Annotated in this window: 19 protein-coding genes and 1 pseudogene; 12 read left to right on the top strand and 8 right to left on the bottom strand. The window is 69.2% G+C overall.

The genetic code is table 11. The features are described 5' to 3' along the window. Positions 1-4 precede the first annotated feature (4 nt). On the top strand, positions 5-769 hold the full coding sequence (locus FHG66_RS11100) for a TetR/AcrR family transcriptional regulator (protein WP_139076828.1): 765 nt from the start codon (positions 5-7) through the stop codon (positions 767-769). A 66-nt stretch (positions 770-835) separates the two neighbouring features. Here FHG66_RS11100 and FHG66_RS11105 read toward each other — a convergent pair whose 3' ends face one another. Continuing rightward, on the bottom strand, positions 836-1,732 hold the full coding sequence (locus tag FHG66_RS11105; RefSeq protein WP_139076829.1) for a LysR family transcriptional regulator: 897 nt from the start codon (positions 1,730-1,732) through the stop codon (positions 836-838). A 266-nt stretch (positions 1,733-1,998) separates the two neighbouring features. Between FHG66_RS11105 and FHG66_RS11110 the strand changes: the two are divergent. Further along, positions 1,999-2,748 (top strand): annotated as a pseudogene (locus tag FHG66_RS11110) (NmrA family NAD(P)-binding protein); the annotation flags it as partial. 4 nt (positions 2,749-2,752) lie between these two features. Beyond that, positions 2,753-3,580, top strand: a complete 828-nt coding sequence (locus FHG66_RS11115) for an NmrA/HSCARG family protein (RefSeq protein WP_139076831.1) — start codon at positions 2,753-2,755, stop codon at positions 3,578-3,580. Positions 3,581-3,804: 224 nt separating this feature from the next. Here the strand turns inward: FHG66_RS11115 and FHG66_RS22890 are convergent, their stop codons facing one another. From FHG66_RS22890 to FHG66_RS11140, 6 genes are all read right to left on the bottom strand, one after another. Continuing rightward, positions 3,805-3,966, bottom strand: coding sequence for a hypothetical protein (locus FHG66_RS22890; RefSeq protein WP_176556212.1), 162 nt, complete (start codon positions 3,964-3,966; stop codon positions 3,805-3,807). Positions 3,967-4,120: 154 nt separating this feature from the next. Next, positions 4,121-5,023: a glycosyltransferase family 2 protein gene (locus FHG66_RS11120; RefSeq protein WP_139076832.1), complete on the bottom strand. Its 903-nt coding sequence runs from the start codon at positions 5,021-5,023 to the stop codon at positions 4,121-4,123. After that, on the bottom strand, positions 5,020-6,648 hold the full coding sequence (locus tag FHG66_RS11125; RefSeq protein ID WP_139076833.1) for an ArnT family glycosyltransferase: 1,629 nt from the start codon (positions 6,646-6,648) through the stop codon (positions 5,020-5,022). The genes FHG66_RS11120 and FHG66_RS11125 overlap by 4 nt, the downstream gene beginning before the upstream one ends. Further along, positions 6,645-6,914 carry a lipid-A-disaccharide synthase N-terminal domain-containing protein gene (locus FHG66_RS11130; RefSeq protein ID WP_139076834.1) on the bottom strand — a complete coding sequence of 90 codons (270 nt, stop codon included), beginning with the start codon at positions 6,912-6,914 and terminating at the stop codon, positions 6,645-6,647. The genes FHG66_RS11125 and FHG66_RS11130 overlap by 4 nt, the downstream gene beginning before the upstream one ends. Positions 6,915-6,988: 74 nt before the next feature. Beyond that, positions 6,989-8,296, bottom strand: coding sequence for a sensor histidine kinase (locus tag FHG66_RS11135; protein ID WP_218013827.1), 1,308 nt, complete (start codon positions 8,294-8,296; stop codon positions 6,989-6,991). Beyond that, the gene (locus tag FHG66_RS11140; RefSeq protein ID WP_139076835.1) at positions 8,293-8,952 is read right to left on the bottom strand and encodes a response regulator transcription factor; all 660 of its coding nucleotides are present in this window, start codon (positions 8,950-8,952) and stop codon (positions 8,293-8,295) included. The genes FHG66_RS11135 and FHG66_RS11140 overlap by 4 nt, the downstream gene beginning before the upstream one ends. 107 nt (positions 8,953-9,059) lie before the next feature. Here FHG66_RS11140 and FHG66_RS11145 point away from each other — a divergent pair, with 107 nt between their 5' ends. The 8 genes from FHG66_RS11145 to FHG66_RS11180 all read left to right on the top strand — a co-directional run bounded on the left by FHG66_RS11145 (position 9,060) and on the right by FHG66_RS11180 (position 16,036). Beyond that, positions 9,060-9,452, top strand: a complete 393-nt coding sequence (locus FHG66_RS11145; RefSeq protein ID WP_139076836.1) for a hypothetical protein — start codon at positions 9,060-9,062, stop codon at positions 9,450-9,452. Between the two features lie 176 nt (positions 9,453-9,628). Continuing rightward, complete coding sequence (locus FHG66_RS21570; RefSeq protein WP_176556213.1) at positions 9,629-10,279, top strand: hypothetical protein; 651 nt, start codon at positions 9,629-9,631, stop codon at positions 10,277-10,279. A 34-nt stretch (positions 10,280-10,313) separates the two neighbouring features. Next, positions 10,314-11,165, top strand: coding sequence for a COG4705 family protein (locus FHG66_RS11155; protein WP_218013828.1), 852 nt, complete (start codon positions 10,314-10,316; stop codon positions 11,163-11,165). 134 nt (positions 11,166-11,299) lie between these two features. After that, complete coding sequence (locus FHG66_RS11160; RefSeq protein WP_139076837.1) at positions 11,300-12,007, top strand: response regulator; 708 nt, start codon at positions 11,300-11,302, stop codon at positions 12,005-12,007. Next, positions 11,994-12,467: a hypothetical protein gene (locus tag FHG66_RS11165; protein ID WP_139076838.1), complete on the top strand. Its 474-nt coding sequence runs from the start codon at positions 11,994-11,996 to the stop codon at positions 12,465-12,467. Before FHG66_RS11160 ends, FHG66_RS11165 begins: the two co-directional genes overlap by 14 nt. Positions 12,468-12,509: 42 nt before the next feature. Then, entirely contained in the window at positions 12,510-13,352 is an 843-nt protein-coding gene (locus tag FHG66_RS11170; RefSeq protein WP_176556214.1) for a sensor histidine kinase, read from the top strand. 588 nt (positions 13,353-13,940) lie between these two features. Continuing rightward, positions 13,941-14,405, top strand: coding sequence for a transposase (locus tag FHG66_RS22895; protein ID WP_425471729.1), 465 nt, complete (start codon positions 13,941-13,943; stop codon positions 14,403-14,405). A gap of 674 nt (positions 14,406-15,079) precedes the next feature. Beyond that, entirely contained in the window at positions 15,080-16,036 is a 957-nt protein-coding gene (locus FHG66_RS11180; RefSeq protein WP_218013829.1) for a response regulator, read from the top strand. A 73-nt stretch (positions 16,037-16,109) separates the two neighbouring features. Here FHG66_RS11180 and FHG66_RS22260 read toward each other — a convergent pair whose 3' ends face one another. Beyond that, entirely contained in the window at positions 16,110-16,283 is a 174-nt protein-coding gene (locus tag FHG66_RS22260; RefSeq protein WP_246082563.1) for a helix-turn-helix domain-containing protein, read from the bottom strand. A gap of 216 nt (positions 16,284-16,499) precedes the next feature. Between FHG66_RS22260 and FHG66_RS11190 the strand changes: the two genes are divergently transcribed. Continuing rightward, the gene (locus FHG66_RS11190) at positions 16,500-17,642 is read left to right on the top strand and encodes an extracellular solute-binding protein (protein WP_139076843.1); all 1,143 of its coding nucleotides are present in this window, start codon (positions 16,500-16,502) and stop codon (positions 17,640-17,642) included. The last annotated feature ends 285 nt before the right edge of the window (positions 17,643-17,927 follow it).

Below are 17,927 nucleotides of genomic sequence, written 5' to 3' on the forward strand. Positions count from 1 at the left end.
TGCCATGGCTGACTCGTCCGAGACCCCGATCACCCTCTCCGTCAGACCCGAGGCCTCGCGCCGCCCAGACGACGAAGCGCTGGAGCTCGAGACCCCAGGGACCCGAGCGCGGATCATCGCGGCTGCGGCGCGCCTCATCGGCGAAGGAGGGCGCGACGCTGCCACGACACGCGCGGTTGCTGCGACGGCGGGCGTGCAGGCGCCGACGCTGTACCGCCTTTTTGGCGACAAGCAGGGCCTGCTCGACGCGGTCGCAGAGGCCGAGATCGCCACCTACATGGCGGGCAAGGCCGCCTGCGAGCCCCACCCCGACCCTCTGGAGGACCTGCGCGAGGGCTGGGACCGGCACGTGGCCTTCGGTCTCGCCAATCCCGGCCTTTTTGCCATCATGGCCGGCGAGACCCGCCAGAAGTCCCATTCGCCCGCCGTGGAGGCCGGCATCGCGGTGCTGCGCGCGCGCGTCCACCGCGTCGCGCTGTCCGGGCGTCTTCGGATGCCCGAGGAGCGGGCGGTCCTCCTGATCCACGCCGCCGGCACCGGCACGGTCCTTGCCCTTCTTGGCCAGCCCGAGGCGGCCCGCGACCCCGGCCTGTCCACGGCGGCCCGAGAGGCCGCACTGGCCGCGATGACCGGCGAGGCGCCAGCAGTGCCCGGTCCGCGCGGCGCGGCCATGGCGCTCCGGGCCTCGCTCGACGGCGTCGAAGCCCTCAGCCCCGGCGAGCGGCACTTGATGAGAGAACTGCTCGACCGCATCGCGGGCGCGGATTAGCGGACGTCCCGGCACCTCGTCTGAGCCCGTCTGGGCCTCTGCATCGCCGTTCCACCCGCAAGTCCGTCAAGGCTCGCGATCGGCCATGCTCAGATGTGTCAGCAGCGCGTCGATGAACACCCGCACCTTGGCCGACAGGCTGCGGTGGCTCGGATAAAGCGCGTGCGCCGGGATCGCGTCGCCGCTCCATTCGGGCAGGAGGCGCACGAGGTCACCCCGCGCCACCGCCTCGCGCGCCACGAAGTCGGGGAGCCGTCCGATCCCGGCGCCGCCGACGAGCACCGCCCGCAGCGCGGCGGGCTCGGGCACCACGGTCCGGGGCGGAACCTCGACCCGCGCCGCCCGCCCGTCGGCGTGGCGGAGGTCCCAGGTCGTGGGTCTGTCCGCCCAGGTGAGGAGCGCGTGCCCCTCCAGCTCGGCCGGATCGCCGGGATGCCCGGCCCGGGCCAGATAGCCGGGGCTCGCGCAGAGCCACAGCCCGATGCTCAGGAGCTTGCGCGCGATCAGGCCCGAGTCGGCCAGCCGCCCGACCCGGATCACCACGTCCGCTTCCTCGCCCCGGATGTCGATCTGCCGGTCGGTCACCTCCAGGATGACGCGGACCTCTGGATGGCGCGCCAGGAACGCGGGCAGCATGGGCGCGACCAGATACTGCGAGAACACGTAAGGCGCGTTGATGCGCAGATCGCCCCGGGGTGCCCCCGCAAAGGCCCCGAGCGCCGCCTCGGCCTCCTCCGCGTCGCTTAGCAGCCGCAGCGCATGCGGCAGCAGAAGCCGCCCGGCATCGGTTAGGCGCGCCGGCCGGCCGGTCCGCTCCACGAGCGCCTGCCCGACCTGATCCTCAAGGCGGGCGAGCGAGCGGCTGACCGAGGACTTGGGCGCCCGGAGCGCGCGGGCCGCCGCCGACAGGCTGCCCTGATCCGCAATTCTCGCAAAGACACGCAGGTCCGACAGGTCGAGCATGGGGCATCGTTCCATTTCCGGAACGGGAAGTCCACGGCTTGCAGCCTGTGCGCCCGGACCGGAACGGTCCATCTCCGGGCAACACCAACGGAGACATGCCATGACTCAGACAGTTCTTCCCGTGGGCGGCACAGGCCACCTGGGCTCGCGCGTTGCGCACCATCTCCTGACGGAGCCCGAGGCGCGCCTTCGCCTTCTGGTCCGGCCCGGCACGCTAGCGGACCCGGCCAAGGCGCAGAGGGTGGGGGACATGTTCGACTGGGGGGGCAGAGGTGATCGAGGGCGACCTCGCCGACCCGACGAGCCTCGATCGCGCCACCCAGGGCGTGGAGGTCGTGGTGTCCTGCGTGCAGGGCGGGCCCGAGGTGATCTTGGATGGACAGCTGGCCCTCATGGACGCCGCACGACGCAACGGGGTGCGACGCATCCTGCCATCCGACTTTGCCCTCGACTTCTTCGAGGGGCCGACGGCGCTGCACCTGCCCTTCGACCTGCGCAAGCGCGCCGACGCCCGGATCGCGCAGAGTGGCCTCGAGGTCATCCATGTCCTGAACGGCGGGTTCATGGATGTGGTGGCCGCCCCCTTCGCGGGCATCCTCGACCGGGACGCCGGCGCGGTCCGCTTCTGGGGCACGGGAGAGGAGCGCTTCGACCTCACCAGCATCGAGGACACGGAGCGCTTCACCGCCCTCGCCGCGCTCGACCGCAACTTGGCCTCGGGCCAGTTCGCCGTCTCGGGCTCCCAGCTCTCGTTCAACGACATGGCGGATGCGGTCGAGGCCGCGACAGGCCAGCCGCTCCGGCGCGAGTCGCTGGGCCCCGTGGAGGAGTTGCGCCGGCAGATCGAGGCCACCACGGCCCTCAACCCCAACCCCTATGCCCGCATCGGCGAACGCTATCAGCTTTTCATGCTCACGGTGCCGCCGCTGCGCGATGTCCAGAACACGCGCTACGACGGGCTGCGGCCCGAGCCCTTCCACGTCTTTGCGCAACGCCAGTGGGGCCAAGAGGCCTGACGCCATGACCCGCATCCTTCTCATCACCGGCGCCACCGGCGCGCAAGGCGGCGCCACGCTCCGCGAGATGATCCGCCGCAAGGGCGGCTGGGACCTGCGCGCGCTCGTGCGCAACCCCGCCGCCGCCAAGGCGCAAGCCCTAGCCCGCCAGGGCGTGACGCTGGCCAAGGGCGACCTTGACGACGAAGGCTCGCTGCGCGCCGCGCTCCGGGGCGTCTACGGCGTCCACAGCGTCCAGACCCCGATGGGTCAGGGCCCCGAAGGCGAGGAACGGCAGGGCAAGCGCCTTGCCACCCTGGCCGCCGAGGCGGGGGTCAGCCACTTCGTCTATTCCTCGGTCGCGGGCGCGGAGCGCGACTCGGGCGTGCCGCATTTCGCGAGCAAGTGGCACATCGAGAACCATATCCGCGACCTGGGCCTGCCCGCCACGGTGCTGCGGCCCGCGGTGTTCATGGACAACTTCGGGACGCTGATGTTCCGCACGCTGATGCTGTCGATGTTCCGGCGGGACGTGGACCGGCGCCGCCCCATCCAGCTTCTCGACACCGCCGACGTGGGCTGGTTCGCAGCCGAGGCCTTCGATCACCCCGAGGACTGGATCGGGCGGGAGATCGAGTTGGCCGGGGACGAGTTGACCTGGCCCGAGATGGTGCAGAGCCTGCGCCGGTCGGGGCATCGGCCCGCCCTGCCGCTCCCCCTGCCCGGCTCGCTGGTCGCGCGCATGCCCGAAGACTTCACCCTCATGGTGGAATGGATCGGGCAGGAGGGATTCCGGGCCGACCTTCCGGCGCTGCGGACCCTGCACCCGGGCCTGCGCCGGCTTGGGGACTGAGCCGGCACACCTTGACCCGTCGAAGAGGTCGGGCGTTCGAGGGGCGGCAGGGCGGCCCGGTGCTGTGATGGCCAGCGCCGGGCTTGGCAGAAGGATGTTCCCCAGGCGAAATGCGGGCGCGCCGGTCGAGACTGCGTTCAGGCTTGCGCCCGGACACCGCCGATTCAACGAGCCCCGCCGTCCTTGGCAGACAGAGGCCCTATTCCGCTTCCACCCCCCGGTGGTCAGACAGTCTGGGGCAGAGGTGCGATGACTTCGAATGCGAAGGCAAAGCCCGCAAGCCAGTTGAGGCGCATGTTCATCTGGATGTGGTGGCCGGGCCCCTGCTTGTTGCAGCGGCTGGTGCGGACCTTGCGGACGCGGGTTCCATCCGGCAGCCGGATCATGCCGTTGTGGCAGGGGCCGCCAGTGACGCCGGCGCAGGCTCCACGATCCGCACCTTGCGGCGGATCGCCCGCTGATCGTTTGTCATGGAAAGCACGCTCTCTCTTCGCGCCGCAGAGGACCGAGGATGTCTCGCCGGATCGTGCAGTCCTATGGTCAGCGCCGGACGGGTGCGGCCATGCAGGGGACCCGCGGATCGCGCGGGCGCCCGAACATCGCCGAAGGGCAAGCCTGCCAGCTCGCCGCCACAGGTCCGGCACAGATGTCGAAGTCGGTCTCGTGCCCCCTCGGCAGCGAAGGCGAACTCCAAGTGGCTGCCCCTCGATCCTCGCCAACCACCTCGAGGGCCGAGGGGAGCTTTCGCCGCCGCAGGAGCCAGACTGTGCCGAGCAGGTCCACGACGCCGACCATGGCCCGGCCGAGGTTGCCGTACTTGGATCGGCCGCTTAGCCGGGGCGCATGGCTGACCTCGACCGGCAGGACCGTGAAACCCTCGCGCAGGACCATCGCCGCCATGAACCGGTGGATGTGATCGAAGTACGGGAGGCGAAGATAGACCTCGCGGGGGAAGGCCTTGAGCCCGCAGGCGCTGTCGCGCAAGCCGTCCACCAGCAGCCGGGCGCGCAAGCGGTTGGCCATCCGAGAGGCAAGGCGCCGCGACAGGGCGTCCTGCCGGGCCGCGCGCTGGCCCTGCACCAGGCCGAGCCTTGGGTCGCGGCGTCCTTTCAGGAACGGAGCCAGGACGGCGACAAGCTCGGCCGGCGGGTTCTGCCCGTCCGCGTCGAGCGTCGCCACGAGGTCCGCGCGGGCGGCCAGCACCCCGGTCCGGATCGCGGCCGACTGACCGCAGGCGCGGTCGTGCCGCAGGAGTCGAAGGTTTGGCGAGGTTGGCATCATCGCCCGCACGCGCGCGGCGGTGGCATCCGTCGAGCCATCGTCGATCACGATGATCTCGTGGACGATATCGGCCAGGGATCGGCCTATGTCGGCCACGACCGCAGCGATGCAGCCTTCCTCGTCCTTGGCGGGCAGGATCACCGACACACGAAGCGGGATCATGGCATCATCTCCTCGGGAACCTGATAGAGCGTATAGACGTGCCCCCGGAAGGGCTGGCGGGCGATCACCGGAAAGCCGGTGCCCTCGATAGGGTCCGGGGCGACCACCACCCCGCCGGGATGCTCGGCCGCCCAGGCTGCGAGCGCCGCCTCGTCGCGCAGCAGCGCGAGTGGCTGGAGCAGCCGCCCGGCGAAGCCGAACTGGCCGTGGTAGCTGCTGTCCCGGATCGCCAGGTCTGCCTCCTCGTGGCTCGCCAGGATGCGCCCGATCGGCGCGGGGTCGTAGGTGCCGGCCAGGATCGGCGCTGCCAGGATGTGGAAGGCGAGAAGGGTGAGGGGGGCCACCAGAGCCCAGGCCGCGACATGGGTAGGCCAGCGCCAGAGCGCCCAGGCCAGGGCCGCGACAAGCGCCGTCGAGGCAAGGAGCGCTGGAGCCGGGATCATCGCCAGCTGCTCCTCCGGTACCGCGATCCACCCAAGAGCCACGCCCAGGCCCAGGCCAGACAGGACCAAGGCAGGCAGCAGTGCTGGCAGGCGCCACAGGCGCGACCCTTCGGGCCGTCTGCGCGACAGGAGAAGGGCGAGAGCCGGGAGTTCCGGCAGGAGATAGTGCCCCTGCTTGCCGCTGATGGCCGAGAAGGCCACAAGCGCCGTCATGACCCAGAGCGCCACGAAGCGGGACGCAGGGTCGACCAGAAGCACCCGGGGCGCGAGGCTGCGCAGAGCGGCGGGGCTCCAGCCCCAAGGCCAGAGATAGACCGGCAGGAGCGCCAGGAACCACCACCAGGGCCGCTCATGCGCGAAGGCCTTGACCATGCGGCCGGCGCTCTGCCGCCAAAGCACCTCCTCGCGGTACTCCGCGCCGCCCAGGATGAGAGCGGGCCCCAGCCAAAGGGCCACCAACGCCATCGCGACAAAGAGCGAGAGGCCGAGACGTCCGAGGTGGCGCCGCATCGACCACTCCTTGCCGCCCTGCTTCCAGAGCGGCGCGAGGAGGGCCACTGGCATCACGTGGACGAGCACGACCGGTCCCTTGGCATAGATGCCGAGCGCGATCGCGGCCCCGAGGGCCAGGACCCATTGTGCGCCGCCCTCACGGGTGAGCCGCCAGAGCGCAAGCATCGCGAGCAGCACGGCGGCCGTCAGCAGCGTATCGAACATGGTGCCCGAGCCGTAGACGAGGAACACGCCCGTTGTCGCAAGGATCAAGGCCGCCCGGCCCGCCCGCGATTTCTCGCCGGGCCAGAGTTCCCGGGCGAGTCGGGCGGTCAGGACGACGGAGGCTGCCCCGAAGGCGGGCGCCACGAGCCGCGCGGCGAGCTCGCTCACGCCGGTCACGGACCAGACCGCGTTGACAAGCCAGAACAGGAGCGGCGGCTTGTGGCCGTAAAGCTCTCCGTTCAGATGCGGCACGAGCTTCGAGCCGCCCAGCCACATTTCCCAGGCCACCGTGAGATAGCGCGTCTCGTCGATGGGGAGGAGCGGACGCAGAAGCACGAAGGCGACGCACAGGACCGCGAACAGCATGGTGGCAAGCGCCGTCAGCGGAAGGTGGATATCGGAGAGGCGGACATCGGACAACCGGGCGCCGGACCGGCGGGCGGCAAGGGGACGACCGGCGATCATGCGAGCCGCGGCGCCGCGCTCAAGAGCGCCAGGTTGCGCCCGTACACCAACAGGCCGAAGCCCTGACCCAGCACGAACACGGGATCCTGCCGCCAGATGGCGTAGGCCAGGAGGACCGATCCTCCGGCAAGCGACAGCCACCAGAAGGCAGGCGGCACGACGCTCTCCTTGCGGGCCTCGCTCGCGAGCCATTGCACGAGGAAACGTGCCGAGAAGAGGGCTTGGCCCAGGATGCCCAGGGCCAGCCAAAGGGTGGAAGCAGTCATGAAGGTCCCTGCGTTCGGGGAAGTGGCCACGTTGCCCTATCCGGCGAAGCTGACGGCAACCTTACGGCCAGCAATCAGGCGGAAAGGCGCGCCTCGAAGCCGTTCGATCGTCCCAGCGCCGGCGAGCGGAGCTCGAGCCGCAGGTCGGCACCCTGGGCGATGGCTCCGACGATGGCCAGACCCAGCCCCGACCCCTCCCCTGCTCCCGTCCCGCGCGCGAACCGGCGGGTCAGCCCGGCAAGTCGCTCGGGGGGCACGACGGGCCCATCGTTCGCGACCGAAAGCGTGCCTCCGGGCTCCAGGGTGACGAGAACCTCGCCCCCGGGCTTGCCGTGCCGCAAGGCATTCTCCACGAGGTTGCGGACGAGGATGGCCAGCGCGTCGGGATCGAGGGACGAGGGCCGGACCTTCGCTTGGGGCAGGCGCAGGACGATCCGCACCCCGGGCTCCGCTCGACGAAACTCCTCCACGACGGCCCGCAGCACGGGCGTGGGATCGGCGGGCACCTCGGCCAGCATTCCTCCCCCTTCGGCCCGAGCGAGTTCAAGAAGCTTGCCGGACAGCCGCGCGAGTCGTCGGAGCTGCGCCTCGACCTGCTCCGCCCGCGTCCGTACGAGTCCGGGCGGGGCCTCGGCGCTCAGGCGCTGCGCCTGCGCCAGGGCGGCTGCGACCGGCGTGCGCAACTCGTGTGCGGCATCGGCGGTGAAGGCCCGCTCGGCCTCGAGCGTCCGGCGTAGGCGGGCCAGCAGGTCGTCGGCTGCCTGCGCGATCACCGCAAGCTCGCGCGGAAGACCGGTGAGCCCCAAGGGCGAGAGGTCCGTTCCGCCGCGCGTCTCCAGCGTCCGCCGGAGATGATCGACCGGGGCCAGGGCGCGGGACAGGATCCAGAGCACGCCCAGAAGGCTCGCGGGTACCAGGAGGAGAAGCGGCCCAAGCAGGGCGCGCCCGGTCTCCAGGCTCGCGTCGCGGTACTCCTGGAGCGGCTCGGCCACGACCAGCACGCCAGCGCCCTTAGGATCGCGCAGCGCGAAGAGGCGATGGCTGGAGGTCGAGGCGAAGCCCTGGTCGGGCGCCGCCGCGAAGAGACCCGGATCCGCGCCCGGTGAGGCCAGCCGTACTTGGCCGTGTGCATCTAGCAGGACATAGGCCGGTCCTTCGGCCGTGCCGGCGTCTGAGCTAGTGGCTGCCGAGCCTCGGGCAGCCTGCTCGATCGCCAGCGGTAGAAGCAGCGCCGCCGCGTCCTCCAGATGCCCATCGAGCACCTCCGAGATCTCGTGACGCGCAACCATCCCGGCTACGAGCACCGCAAGGAGCCAGAAACCCACTAGCACCAGGGCCAGGCCCCGGGTCAGGCGCCGCCGCAGGCTTCGGGGGCCGCTCACCCCGCCTCCAGAAGGTAGCCAAGGCCACGCCGCGTCCCGATCAAGTCGAAGCCCAGCTTCTTCCTGAGGCGGCTCATATGCACCTCGATGGCATTGCTCTCGACCTCGCTGTCGAAGGCGTAAAGGCGCTCTTCCAAGGCCGCCTTGGAGACGATCTGCCTTGGCCGTTGCAGCAGCGCCTCGAGAATCGCCCATTCGCGGGCGGTGAGGCGGATGTCGCCCGCCGGTCCGATCACGGCGCGACCAGGGACGTCCACCTCATAGGGCCCGAGCATCAGCCGGGGGTTCGGGTTGCCCGCGTAGCGGCGCGCCACCGCGCGGATGCGGGCTGTCAGTTCCATGAGATCGAAGGGCTTGACGAGGTAGTCGTCGGCCCCCGCGTCGAGGCCCGCGATCCGTTCCGTGATGCGGTCGCGGGCGGTCAGGATAATGACGGGCGTTCGGTCGTCCCGGCGCCGCAAGGCTTTCAGGAGATCGAGCCCCTGCCCGTCGGGGAGAGCGAGATCGAGCAGGATCAGGTCGTAGGGGATGGCCTGCGCCGCATGCGCTGCATCGGCCAGGGTCCTCGACCAGTCCGCCGCGTGCCCATCAGATGCCACATGGTCCCGGAGGGCGGCGCCCAGGCCCGGATCGTCCTCGATCAGAAGCACGCGCATGAGTGATCCTTGTTGTAGCGGCGCCAGACCTCGCACCGTGGCAGCAGGGGTGGCAAGACCTCATCCGGTTGCGGCTCGGCGCATCACTCTGCCGGGCGCTCCTCAAGATGGGATCACTCACCCGCTTCCTTCCCCTTGTCCCCTTGTTCGCCCTTCTCGCCGTTCTCGTCCCCGCCGCCGTGTCCCTGGGCGTGACCTGGCCGGTCCCAGCATCCACCAGGAGCCCGGATCACCATGCGGTCGGCCCCCATCCCCAGGGTCTCGAGGATCGGGATCCCGTTCTCGTGGTCGCACCCGGCCTTCGGGGCGCGGACCCGCGCGCCTCGACCGCGATCACGGCGCTGAGTTCCGCACCCACCGCCCAACCTTGCCCGGCCCCTTCGGGGACGCCGACCACGTCCGCGAGCGAGGGGGCGTGGCTTCGAAGTGGAGGGGGCGGTCCCCATCTGGCCGCGAGTCTCATGAACGTCGGCGCCCCCATGGTGAGGCTCATGGGCTGAGCGCGACGGACGCGGCGCCCGCCTTACACCGTTGCCCGTCTTACACCGTTGTAAGTCGGCCGACAGGCCATCGCCTGACCATTTGCCCTAAGCCGGGCCCAGCGGAGGCGTGCGCAGGCACCATGAGGCCTCCTGATGGCGGCCCCATCTGGGCCGGTTGGCAAAGAGACGGGACCATGCGGAAGCTACTCTTGACGGGCGCGGTGATGTTTGGGGCGGCTGGGATCGGCGCGCTCTGGACACAGTCCCGAGCGCAGGCTGCGGCACCGGCAGTCGCTGCGGCTCCCCTGGGCGACCTTTCGGGTCTCCAGGCGATCGTCGCCGATGTACAGGACATCGCCGCCAAGGGCGACTGGGCGGCCGCCGAAGCGCGGATCACCGACCTTGAAACCGCTTGGGACGATGCGGAGAGGACGATGCGGCCGTTGGACCCCTCCGCCTGGGGCGACGTGGATGCCGCGGCCGACGCGGCGTTTGACGCGCTCAGGGCATCCGTGCCGGACCGGGCTCAGGTCGACGCCACCCTCGCCGCGCTGTCGGCCGAGCTCGCCCACCCCACGCCTGGCGCAGGCGGAACGGTGGCCGCCGTGGGGGTGGTCGGGCCGGACGGCACCGTCGCTGTCACCGATGCGAACGGCCGCGCCCTGCCCTGCGAGGACATGGCGGGTGCGTTGCGCACGGCACGTGCCGCAGGGTTCGACCTCGTGCCCGCCGATCAGGCGCAGGTGGACGCCCTTCAGGCCAAGGGGCTGGAGCGCTGCAACGCCGACGACGATGCCCGCGCCGACGACTTCTTCGCCAAGGCCCTGACGATCCTAGCGCGCTGAGTCGGCGCGCCCCACCCTCTGATCGGAGACTGCGATGTCCACTCTCGACATGCCGGCGATGCCGGCCCTTCCCGACATGACCCCCCGCTACTCGGCCTCCAACCGCGTGCCGCACGTGACCTGGGACTTCTGGCTCATCAAGCTCGTGGCCGTGACCATGGGCGAGACGGCGGCCGATTTCCTGGCCGTCAACCTTGGCCTGGGGCTAACCGCGACCTCGCTCTTCATGGCCGCCGTGCTGTGCCTCGCCCTGATCCCGCAAGTCGAGGCCAAGCGTTACGTACCCTGGAGGTACTGGCTTGCCGTGGTGCTGATCTCGATCGTCGGCACTCTTGTGACCGACAATCTTGTGGACAACTTCGGGGTCAGCCTCGCCGCCACCACCGTGGCCTTCACCGTGGCATTGGCCGCGACGTTCTGGGCCTGGTGGCGCTCGGAACGCACGCTGTCGATCCACTACGTCACGACGGACCGGCGCGAGATGTTCTACTGGCTGGCCATTCTCTTCACCTTCGCACTCGGCACCGCCGCAGGCGACCTCGTGGCCGAGACGTTCGGGCTCGGCTATCTGGCGACCGGTCTTCTGTTCGGCCTGACCATCGCCGCCATCGCCTTCTGCCACTACGTCCTCGAGATGAACGCCATCCTTGCGTTCTGGCTGGCCTACATCCTGACGCGCCCGCTCGGCGCCTCGTTCGGCGACCTGCTCTCCCAGCCGTCCGAGTATGGTGGCCTGGGGCTCGGGACCGTCGTCACGAGCGTCATCTTCCTGGCCACCATCGCCGGGGTCGTCCTCTACATGCTGGCCACCATCGCCGGGGTCGTCCTCTACATGACGGCGGCCAGTCGCGGCGACAATGAGGTGCGGCTCGACCGCGCGGCCTGAAACTTCTGTCCACCCTGGCCGCCGCCCCAGATGGTCAGGCACCTCGGGCGGGTCCGCCACTGGCAGGCCCGCCCCTTTTCCCGCCGGGACGCCTATGCGACCCTGAACCACCCAGCCCCGAGGACTCCGCCGTCATGCGCATTCTGCTCGTCGAGGACGACCACGACACGGCCGCCTACGTGTCACGCGGCTTGGCCGAGGTGGGTCATGTCTGCGACGTCCTGGCTGACGGCCAGGACGGGCTCTTCCAGGCCACCCGCGAGGTCTACGACGTGGCCGTGGTGGACCGGATGCTGCCAGGGCTGGACGGGCTCAGGCTCGTGCGGGCGCTGCGCGCGGCGGGCCGCAAGGTGCCCGTTCTGTTCCTGACGGCCGTGGGCGGCGTCGAGGATCGCGTCGAGGGGCTGGAGGCGGGCGCCGACGACTACCTGACCAAGCCTTTCGCCTTCAGCGAGCTGCTCGCCCGCGTAAACGCCCTGGCTCGCCAACCACAGGCGGTGGCGACCACGACGGCCCTGCGCGTTGCCGACCTGGAACTCGACCTTCTGGCGCGCACGGCGCGTCGCGGTGGCACCCTGATCAACCTCCTGCCCAAGGAATTCACCCTTCTGGAAGTCCTGATGCGCAACGAGGGCCGTGTGGTCACGCGCACGATGCTCCTGGAACGGGTCTGGGACTTCAACTTCGACCCCAAGACCAGCGTGGTCGAAACCCATGTGAGCCGCTTGCGCGCCAAGATCGACCGGCCTTTCGGGCAGCCCCTCCTCCACACGGTGAAGTCGGCGGGCTACGTGCTCCGTGCCTCATCCGGTCCTGCCTCCCCGAGCCATGCGCCCCGCTGATCTTTTGGGTCGCACCTCCGTCCGACTGGCGCTGGCCTTCGCGCTCCTTCTCATTGCCGCTTTTGCCGCCGCCGGCGCTGTGGCCTGGGGCCTCATCCGTCAGGATCTCGAGGCGCAGGCAGACCGCCGCATCCTCCAAACCTGGAGGACTATCGCCACCGAGGCCGTCGATGGACCTGAGGAACTGGCGGCGGCCGTCGAAGAGCAGCTCGCCGCCGTTGCGGATCTTTCCACGGTGATCCTGCTGACCGACTCTTCGGGCGCGACCCTTGCCGGGAATCTGCAGGCGTTCCAGGGCACGGCAGGCTGGTCGAACCGTTCAGCCATGGATCTGGGTCTGCCGGAAGGCTCCTCCTTTCGACTCTACGCAGGCCCGGTGAGCGAGGGATTCCTTGTCGTGGGCAGCACCGACGCCGACCTCCACGAGATCGGTGCGATCGTCCTGGGCGCTCTCGGATGAGCTTCGGTCGCTGTCCTGATCGTCGCTTTCGGAGGCGGTGCCTTGATTGCTGCCGGCGTTCAAGCGCGCATGGAGCGGATGGAATCGGTGCTTGACCGGGTGGGGGAAGGCGACCTCACCGCACGCATGGCCGTTCGGGGCAGTGGCGACCTCGCCCGTCTGGCTCAGGGGATCAACTCGGCCCTTGTCCGGTTGGAACGGGTGGTCGAAGGCATGCGGCAAGTGTCGACCGACATCGCCCACGATCTACGCACGCCGCTCGGGCGCCTCAGGTTTCGGATCGAGGCCGCCGCGGCGCGCGCGACCGAGGGCTCGAGGCTCGCCGAGGACCTCGACGCCGCTTTGGAAGAAAGCGACACGCTCGACGCCACGTTCGCCGCTCTCCTGCGCATCGCCGAGATCGAGGCCGGCGCCCGACGGGCGCGGTTCGCACCGCTGGATCTCGGGGAGGTATTGGTCCGGATCGTCGAGGCCTACGAAGGTGTCGCCGAGGAGGCCGGACAGAATCTGAGCCTTTCCTTGTCGGTCACGGCTCCAATCCACGGCGATCGCGACCTTCTCGTTCAGCTGTTCGCCAACCTCGTGGAGAATGCCATCCGCCACGGCCCCGCAGGCACCCGGATCGAGTGCACCGTGACCCAGGAAGGCGACTGCCCGCAAGCCACGCTTCGCGACACGGGCCCAGGCATCCCGGCGGCCGAGAGGGAACTCGTCCTGCGCCGCCTTTACCGCCTGGAGAAGAGCCGCACCTCCCCCGGCACGGGGCTCGGCCTCGCGCTCGTCAAGGCGGTGGCGGACCTCCACGGCGCCGACCTGATCCTTGCGGACGCGGGCCCGGGCCTCCGGGTCACCTTGCGCTTTCCACCCTTCAGGGCCTCCGCATGACCCAAACCCTCAGCTCGCCCGTCAACGCACCGGGTGCCATGGTTCTCTCTTTATCCTTGTGGTGTTCCTGGCGTGCTTCGGCGGGGCACTCCTGATCATCGGGGCCTTCGTGCCGATCTGTAGGGCCGCGGCAGACGTCGCGGCGGCGGATGCCCTCTCCTACTGAGCGGGGCGGCAGTAGAAGGGGCGCGTCCAATCGGTCTTGCTGTTCCGCGCCCGCGCCTTGCTGCTCACGCGCGGCGAGGCCATCGTCGCCCGCCACGGCGCCAGGAGCATCCTCGTTGGTCGGTTCGTGCCTGGCGTGAAGGCAATGGTGCCGATCCTCACGGGGTCGATGGGCATGGGTGCCACTTGGTTCACCTTGGTCAACCTGGGTTCAGGCATCGTGTGGGTGGCGTTGCAGTTGCTCCCCGGCGCGGCCCCTGGATCAGTCGGGTCGCTGATGCCCGCGCCATGGTCCTGTCGGAACCTGGTCCTGTCCGACGGCCGCCGCAACGCCAGGTTCCCTGGGCAGTTGTCTTGGCACGAGTCACCGCCGCAGAGGTCCGGAATGCGGCAGCACGAACTCAGCGACGCTAGTCGGAGCTGATTGCGGACCCCATGCCCCGTGCCGGTCTGCGTGGTGCCGGTCGCTGGCGGGATCATGGGCAGCTGATCCGCGGGCTGATGTGGAAGCTCTGGGCGTGTGCGCCGTGGCGAGACCTGCCCGAGCGCCATGGCCCCCGGCAGACCAGCTGGGAGCGCTTCAGCTGGTGGCGGCACAAGGGGCTGTTCGACAGGCTTCCGGACCGGCTGCCGCCCAAGCTGAACACGGCGGGGCTCACGACTTGGACCTCTGGTGCATCGCACCTCCCCAGGGGCCAGCCGCTCGGCCGCAGATGTGCGGGTAGAAGGTGCCCCCGTCGACCCCGAGCACCCTGCCCTCGGCCTCGCGCGCAGGGGTCTCGCCCCCCTTCCACAAAAGCGGCAATGTGGGGCAACCCTGGCCGCGCCCCTTGGACCCTGATTTCTACCGCGGGCGCAACGCAACCGAATGCTGCGTCGGATCGCTGAAGGGTTACCGCTCCCTCACCACCCGACACGAGACGCTCGCGGCCGACGTCGCAGCTTTGGTGAAGCTCGCGTTTCCGCGGCGATACCTTCGCGTGCTGCGCACCTGACCAACCGAGGGCGTGGGGGCAGCAGTCTTCGACAACCAGCCTGCGACCGTTAACTCTCTGGGATGCCTTGCCTATCGGACCCGCAACGTTTCCCTCACGGCCGGAGTTGGACAGGTTCATGCGCGCTCGGGTCGTGTCCGGCCCAGACCGGCATGCCAGCGGGGTCGCCCGCTGGGCCCTGCGCGTGCTTGGGAGGCAGCATCAGCGGGACCGGCGGAAGGGACGCATACCAGTGAGCCGTGATCGTGACGTCCGGCATGGCTGATCCCCGATGGACCGGGCCTTTCTGATGGGGGCGACATGGGCGCGGTCATGCGCGCGCACGACTGGAGGGACACGCCCCTCGGCTCGATCGAGACCTGGCCACCAAGCCTGCGCTTCGCACTCGGCATCTGCCTGGGCACCCACACTCCGCTCGGGATCTAGTGGGGGAGCAGCTCCTGCTGCTTCACAACGATGCCTTCCGGCGGCTCATCGGCGACAAGCATCTGCGCGCGCTCGGGCGTCCCGCGCAGGATGTCCTTCCCGAGATCTGGGACACCGTCGGACCGATGCTCGGCGGCGTCCTTGCCACAGGCACAGCGTCGGCCTCGGACGGCGCACTCCTGCCCCCTGTTCGTGGATGGCAAGCTGGAGGATCGCTGGTTCGGCTTCACCGCCAGCCCCACCCTCGGCGAGGGCGGGCAGGTCGAGGGTGTCTTCAACATAGCAACCGAGGCCACAGACCGCGTGCGCGCCAAGCGAGCCCGGCTGCAAAGCGAACGCCGGCTGAAGCGGGTCATCGGACAGGCGGGACTGTCGGCCGACATCCGGGCGCTCTTCGAAGCTGCACCCACCCCGCTTCTCGTGCTGGCGGCGCCGGACTGGACCATCGAGGCCGTCAACGATGCCCGCCTCCGGGTCATAGGAAGCACGCGCGAGAGCCTCCTCGGGCGCAAGCACTTCGAAGGCTGTCCCGACGATCCGGACGACCCGCAAACGGATGGCGTCCGTAACCTGAGCGCCTCGATCGAGCGCGTCTTGGCCATGAAGACGACCAATGTCATGGCTGTCCAGCGCCATGCCGTGCGCGACCACAGCAGCCACTTTGTCGAGCCCTGGTCGATGCGCGTGGACACCGTGACGCGCGCCTCCTCCGCTGCAGGCGGCACCTGCAAGCTCATGGCCTTGTCGCTGACCGACACCGGCTCGGGGATCCCTCCCGAGCACCTGGCGCGCATCGTCGATGCCGTTCATCACCACGAAGGGGTCGTCAACGCCCAGGAAGCGCTGACCTATCTCAAGGAACACGATGGCCATATTCCTGTGGTCTTAACCGACGTTGTGATGCGCGGAATGAGCGGCGTCGAACTCGGAGAAGAGGTCCGCCGCCGCTACCCCGACCTGCCCGTGATCCTCACCTCGGGCTATAGCCACGTCCTGGCGGAGGAAGGGCAGCACGGGTTCGAGCTTCTGAAGAAGCCTTACGCGGCCGATGACCTGCCCAGGGCTCTGCGCCGGGTCTCCTTGGGCCGGGATGCCTGAACGGGAAGCAGCTAGGCGGTGCTCGGGGCAGTCCCCGAACCTCGTCGGACAGGACCAAGCGTAGAGCCCGGCGCTAGGTCGAGCCCGGCTGCCGCTGCAATGTGCGATACACAGTGGGCCGCGACACGGAGAACAGCGCGGCCAAGTCGCTGATGCCGTCGTCGCCTGTGTCGTGCATCCGGCGCAGTTCCTTCTGCTGGCGATCCGACGGCCTGGGCTGCTTGCCCCGGAGCCAGCCGCGGATCACCGTGCCATTCTTGGGAGACGGCTTTCTACCTGATTTGCCGAGGGGCGGCCAATGCGGCCCGAAGTGTCTGTTCAGCGATCCCCTTACGGACAGGCTGCAGACGCCCGCCTTGTCGGCCAGACTGATCATGGCGCCCATACCAGGGCCGAAGTAACATTCGCTCGGTCCACTCCATGTGCGCCAGCCAACAACAGAAGAACCAACCGGGAGAACACTATGAGGATCACGCAATTCATGGGATCGGCAGCGCTCGCGCTCCTGCCCATGGCCGCTCCGGCCCAAGCGCAGGACGCGGAATCAGAGCTGCCGGCCTGCGAGGGCTGCTCGGACTCCATGGTGATCATGTCCTGGGGCGGCGCCTACCAGGACATGCAGCTCAAGGCTTACGTCCAGCCCTACATCGATGCGACCGGGATCGATGTGACCTTCGACGAAAGCTCTGGCGAAGCAGTGGCAAAGCTCCGCGCCATGTCAGAGGCTGGCAATATCGGAGTGGATGTCGTCGACGCGCTCGGCGCGGACGCGATCCGGCTTTGCGACGAAGGGCTGGCGATGGAGATCCCCTTCGACGAGTGGCTCGCGCCCTCGCCCGATGGCGCTCCGGCAACTGAGGATTTTGGCGAGAACGTCGTCTCCGACTGTCATATCCCGACAAGCGCCTATTCGACCACCTTCGGCTACCGCACCGACGTCGCTGAGTGGAATGGTCAGACGCCCGACGACATCTGTGACGTTTTCGATCTTGAGACCTTTCCGGGAATGCGCGCACTGGAGGCACGCCCCATCGGCAACCTGGAATGGGCTCTGGTCTGCTCGGGTGTGCCGGTCGAGGAAGTCTACGACACGCTCGAAACGGACGAAGGCGTGCAGATGGCCCTCGACAAGCTTGGCACCATCAAGGACCAGGTGATCTGGTGGACGGCCGGCGCCGAGACGCCGCAGCTCCTTGCCGACAAGGAGGTGGTGATGGGCTCCACCTACAACGGCCGCCTCTTTTCGGTGATCGAGGAGCAGAAGCAGCCGGTCGCCATGCTTTGGGATTACCAAGTCCTCGACATTGACGGCTTCGTGGTCCCGGAAGGCCTGCCAGAGGACCAGCTGAACCGGGTGAAGCACTTCCTCCGTTTTGCCACCGATACCCAGCATCTCGCCAACCAGACAAAGTTCATCTCCTACGGTCCGATGCGCGCCTCCTCGCAGCCGCTGGTCTCCACCCATGCCGAGTTGGGCATCGACATGGCGCCGCACCTGCCGACCTCGCCGCAGAACGCCACGAACAGCATCCTGTTCAACTATGCTTGGTGGGCCGATCACCGCGACGAGCTCGATGCGCAGTTCCAGTCCTGGCTGGGTCAGTAAGCCGACAACGAGGGGGCGGGGCCGTCTGGCCCCGCTTCTGCCGGTGCCGGCAGCTCAAAGAGCGCTGTTGGGTGCCAGCCTCGCGCGCGCCCTGCGCCGCAAGGATCAAAGCCGCCAAAGCGAACTCTCAGGCGGGGAGAAAGCTGGTCAAGGCCCGTCTGCCTGACCGTCAACACAGAAGCTCCCGATGCGCAGCAGCAAGACCCTTCACGGCATCGCCGCCCATGCGGAAGGCGAGGTGGCGACGCCATTAGCGGCGGCATCGCCCCCCCCCCCCCCCCCCCC

Source organism: Rubellimicrobium rubrum, assembly GCF_006152115.1.
GTDB classification, from domain to species: Bacteria; Pseudomonadota; Alphaproteobacteria; order Rhodobacterales; family Rhodobacteraceae; genus Rubellimicrobium; species Rubellimicrobium rubrum.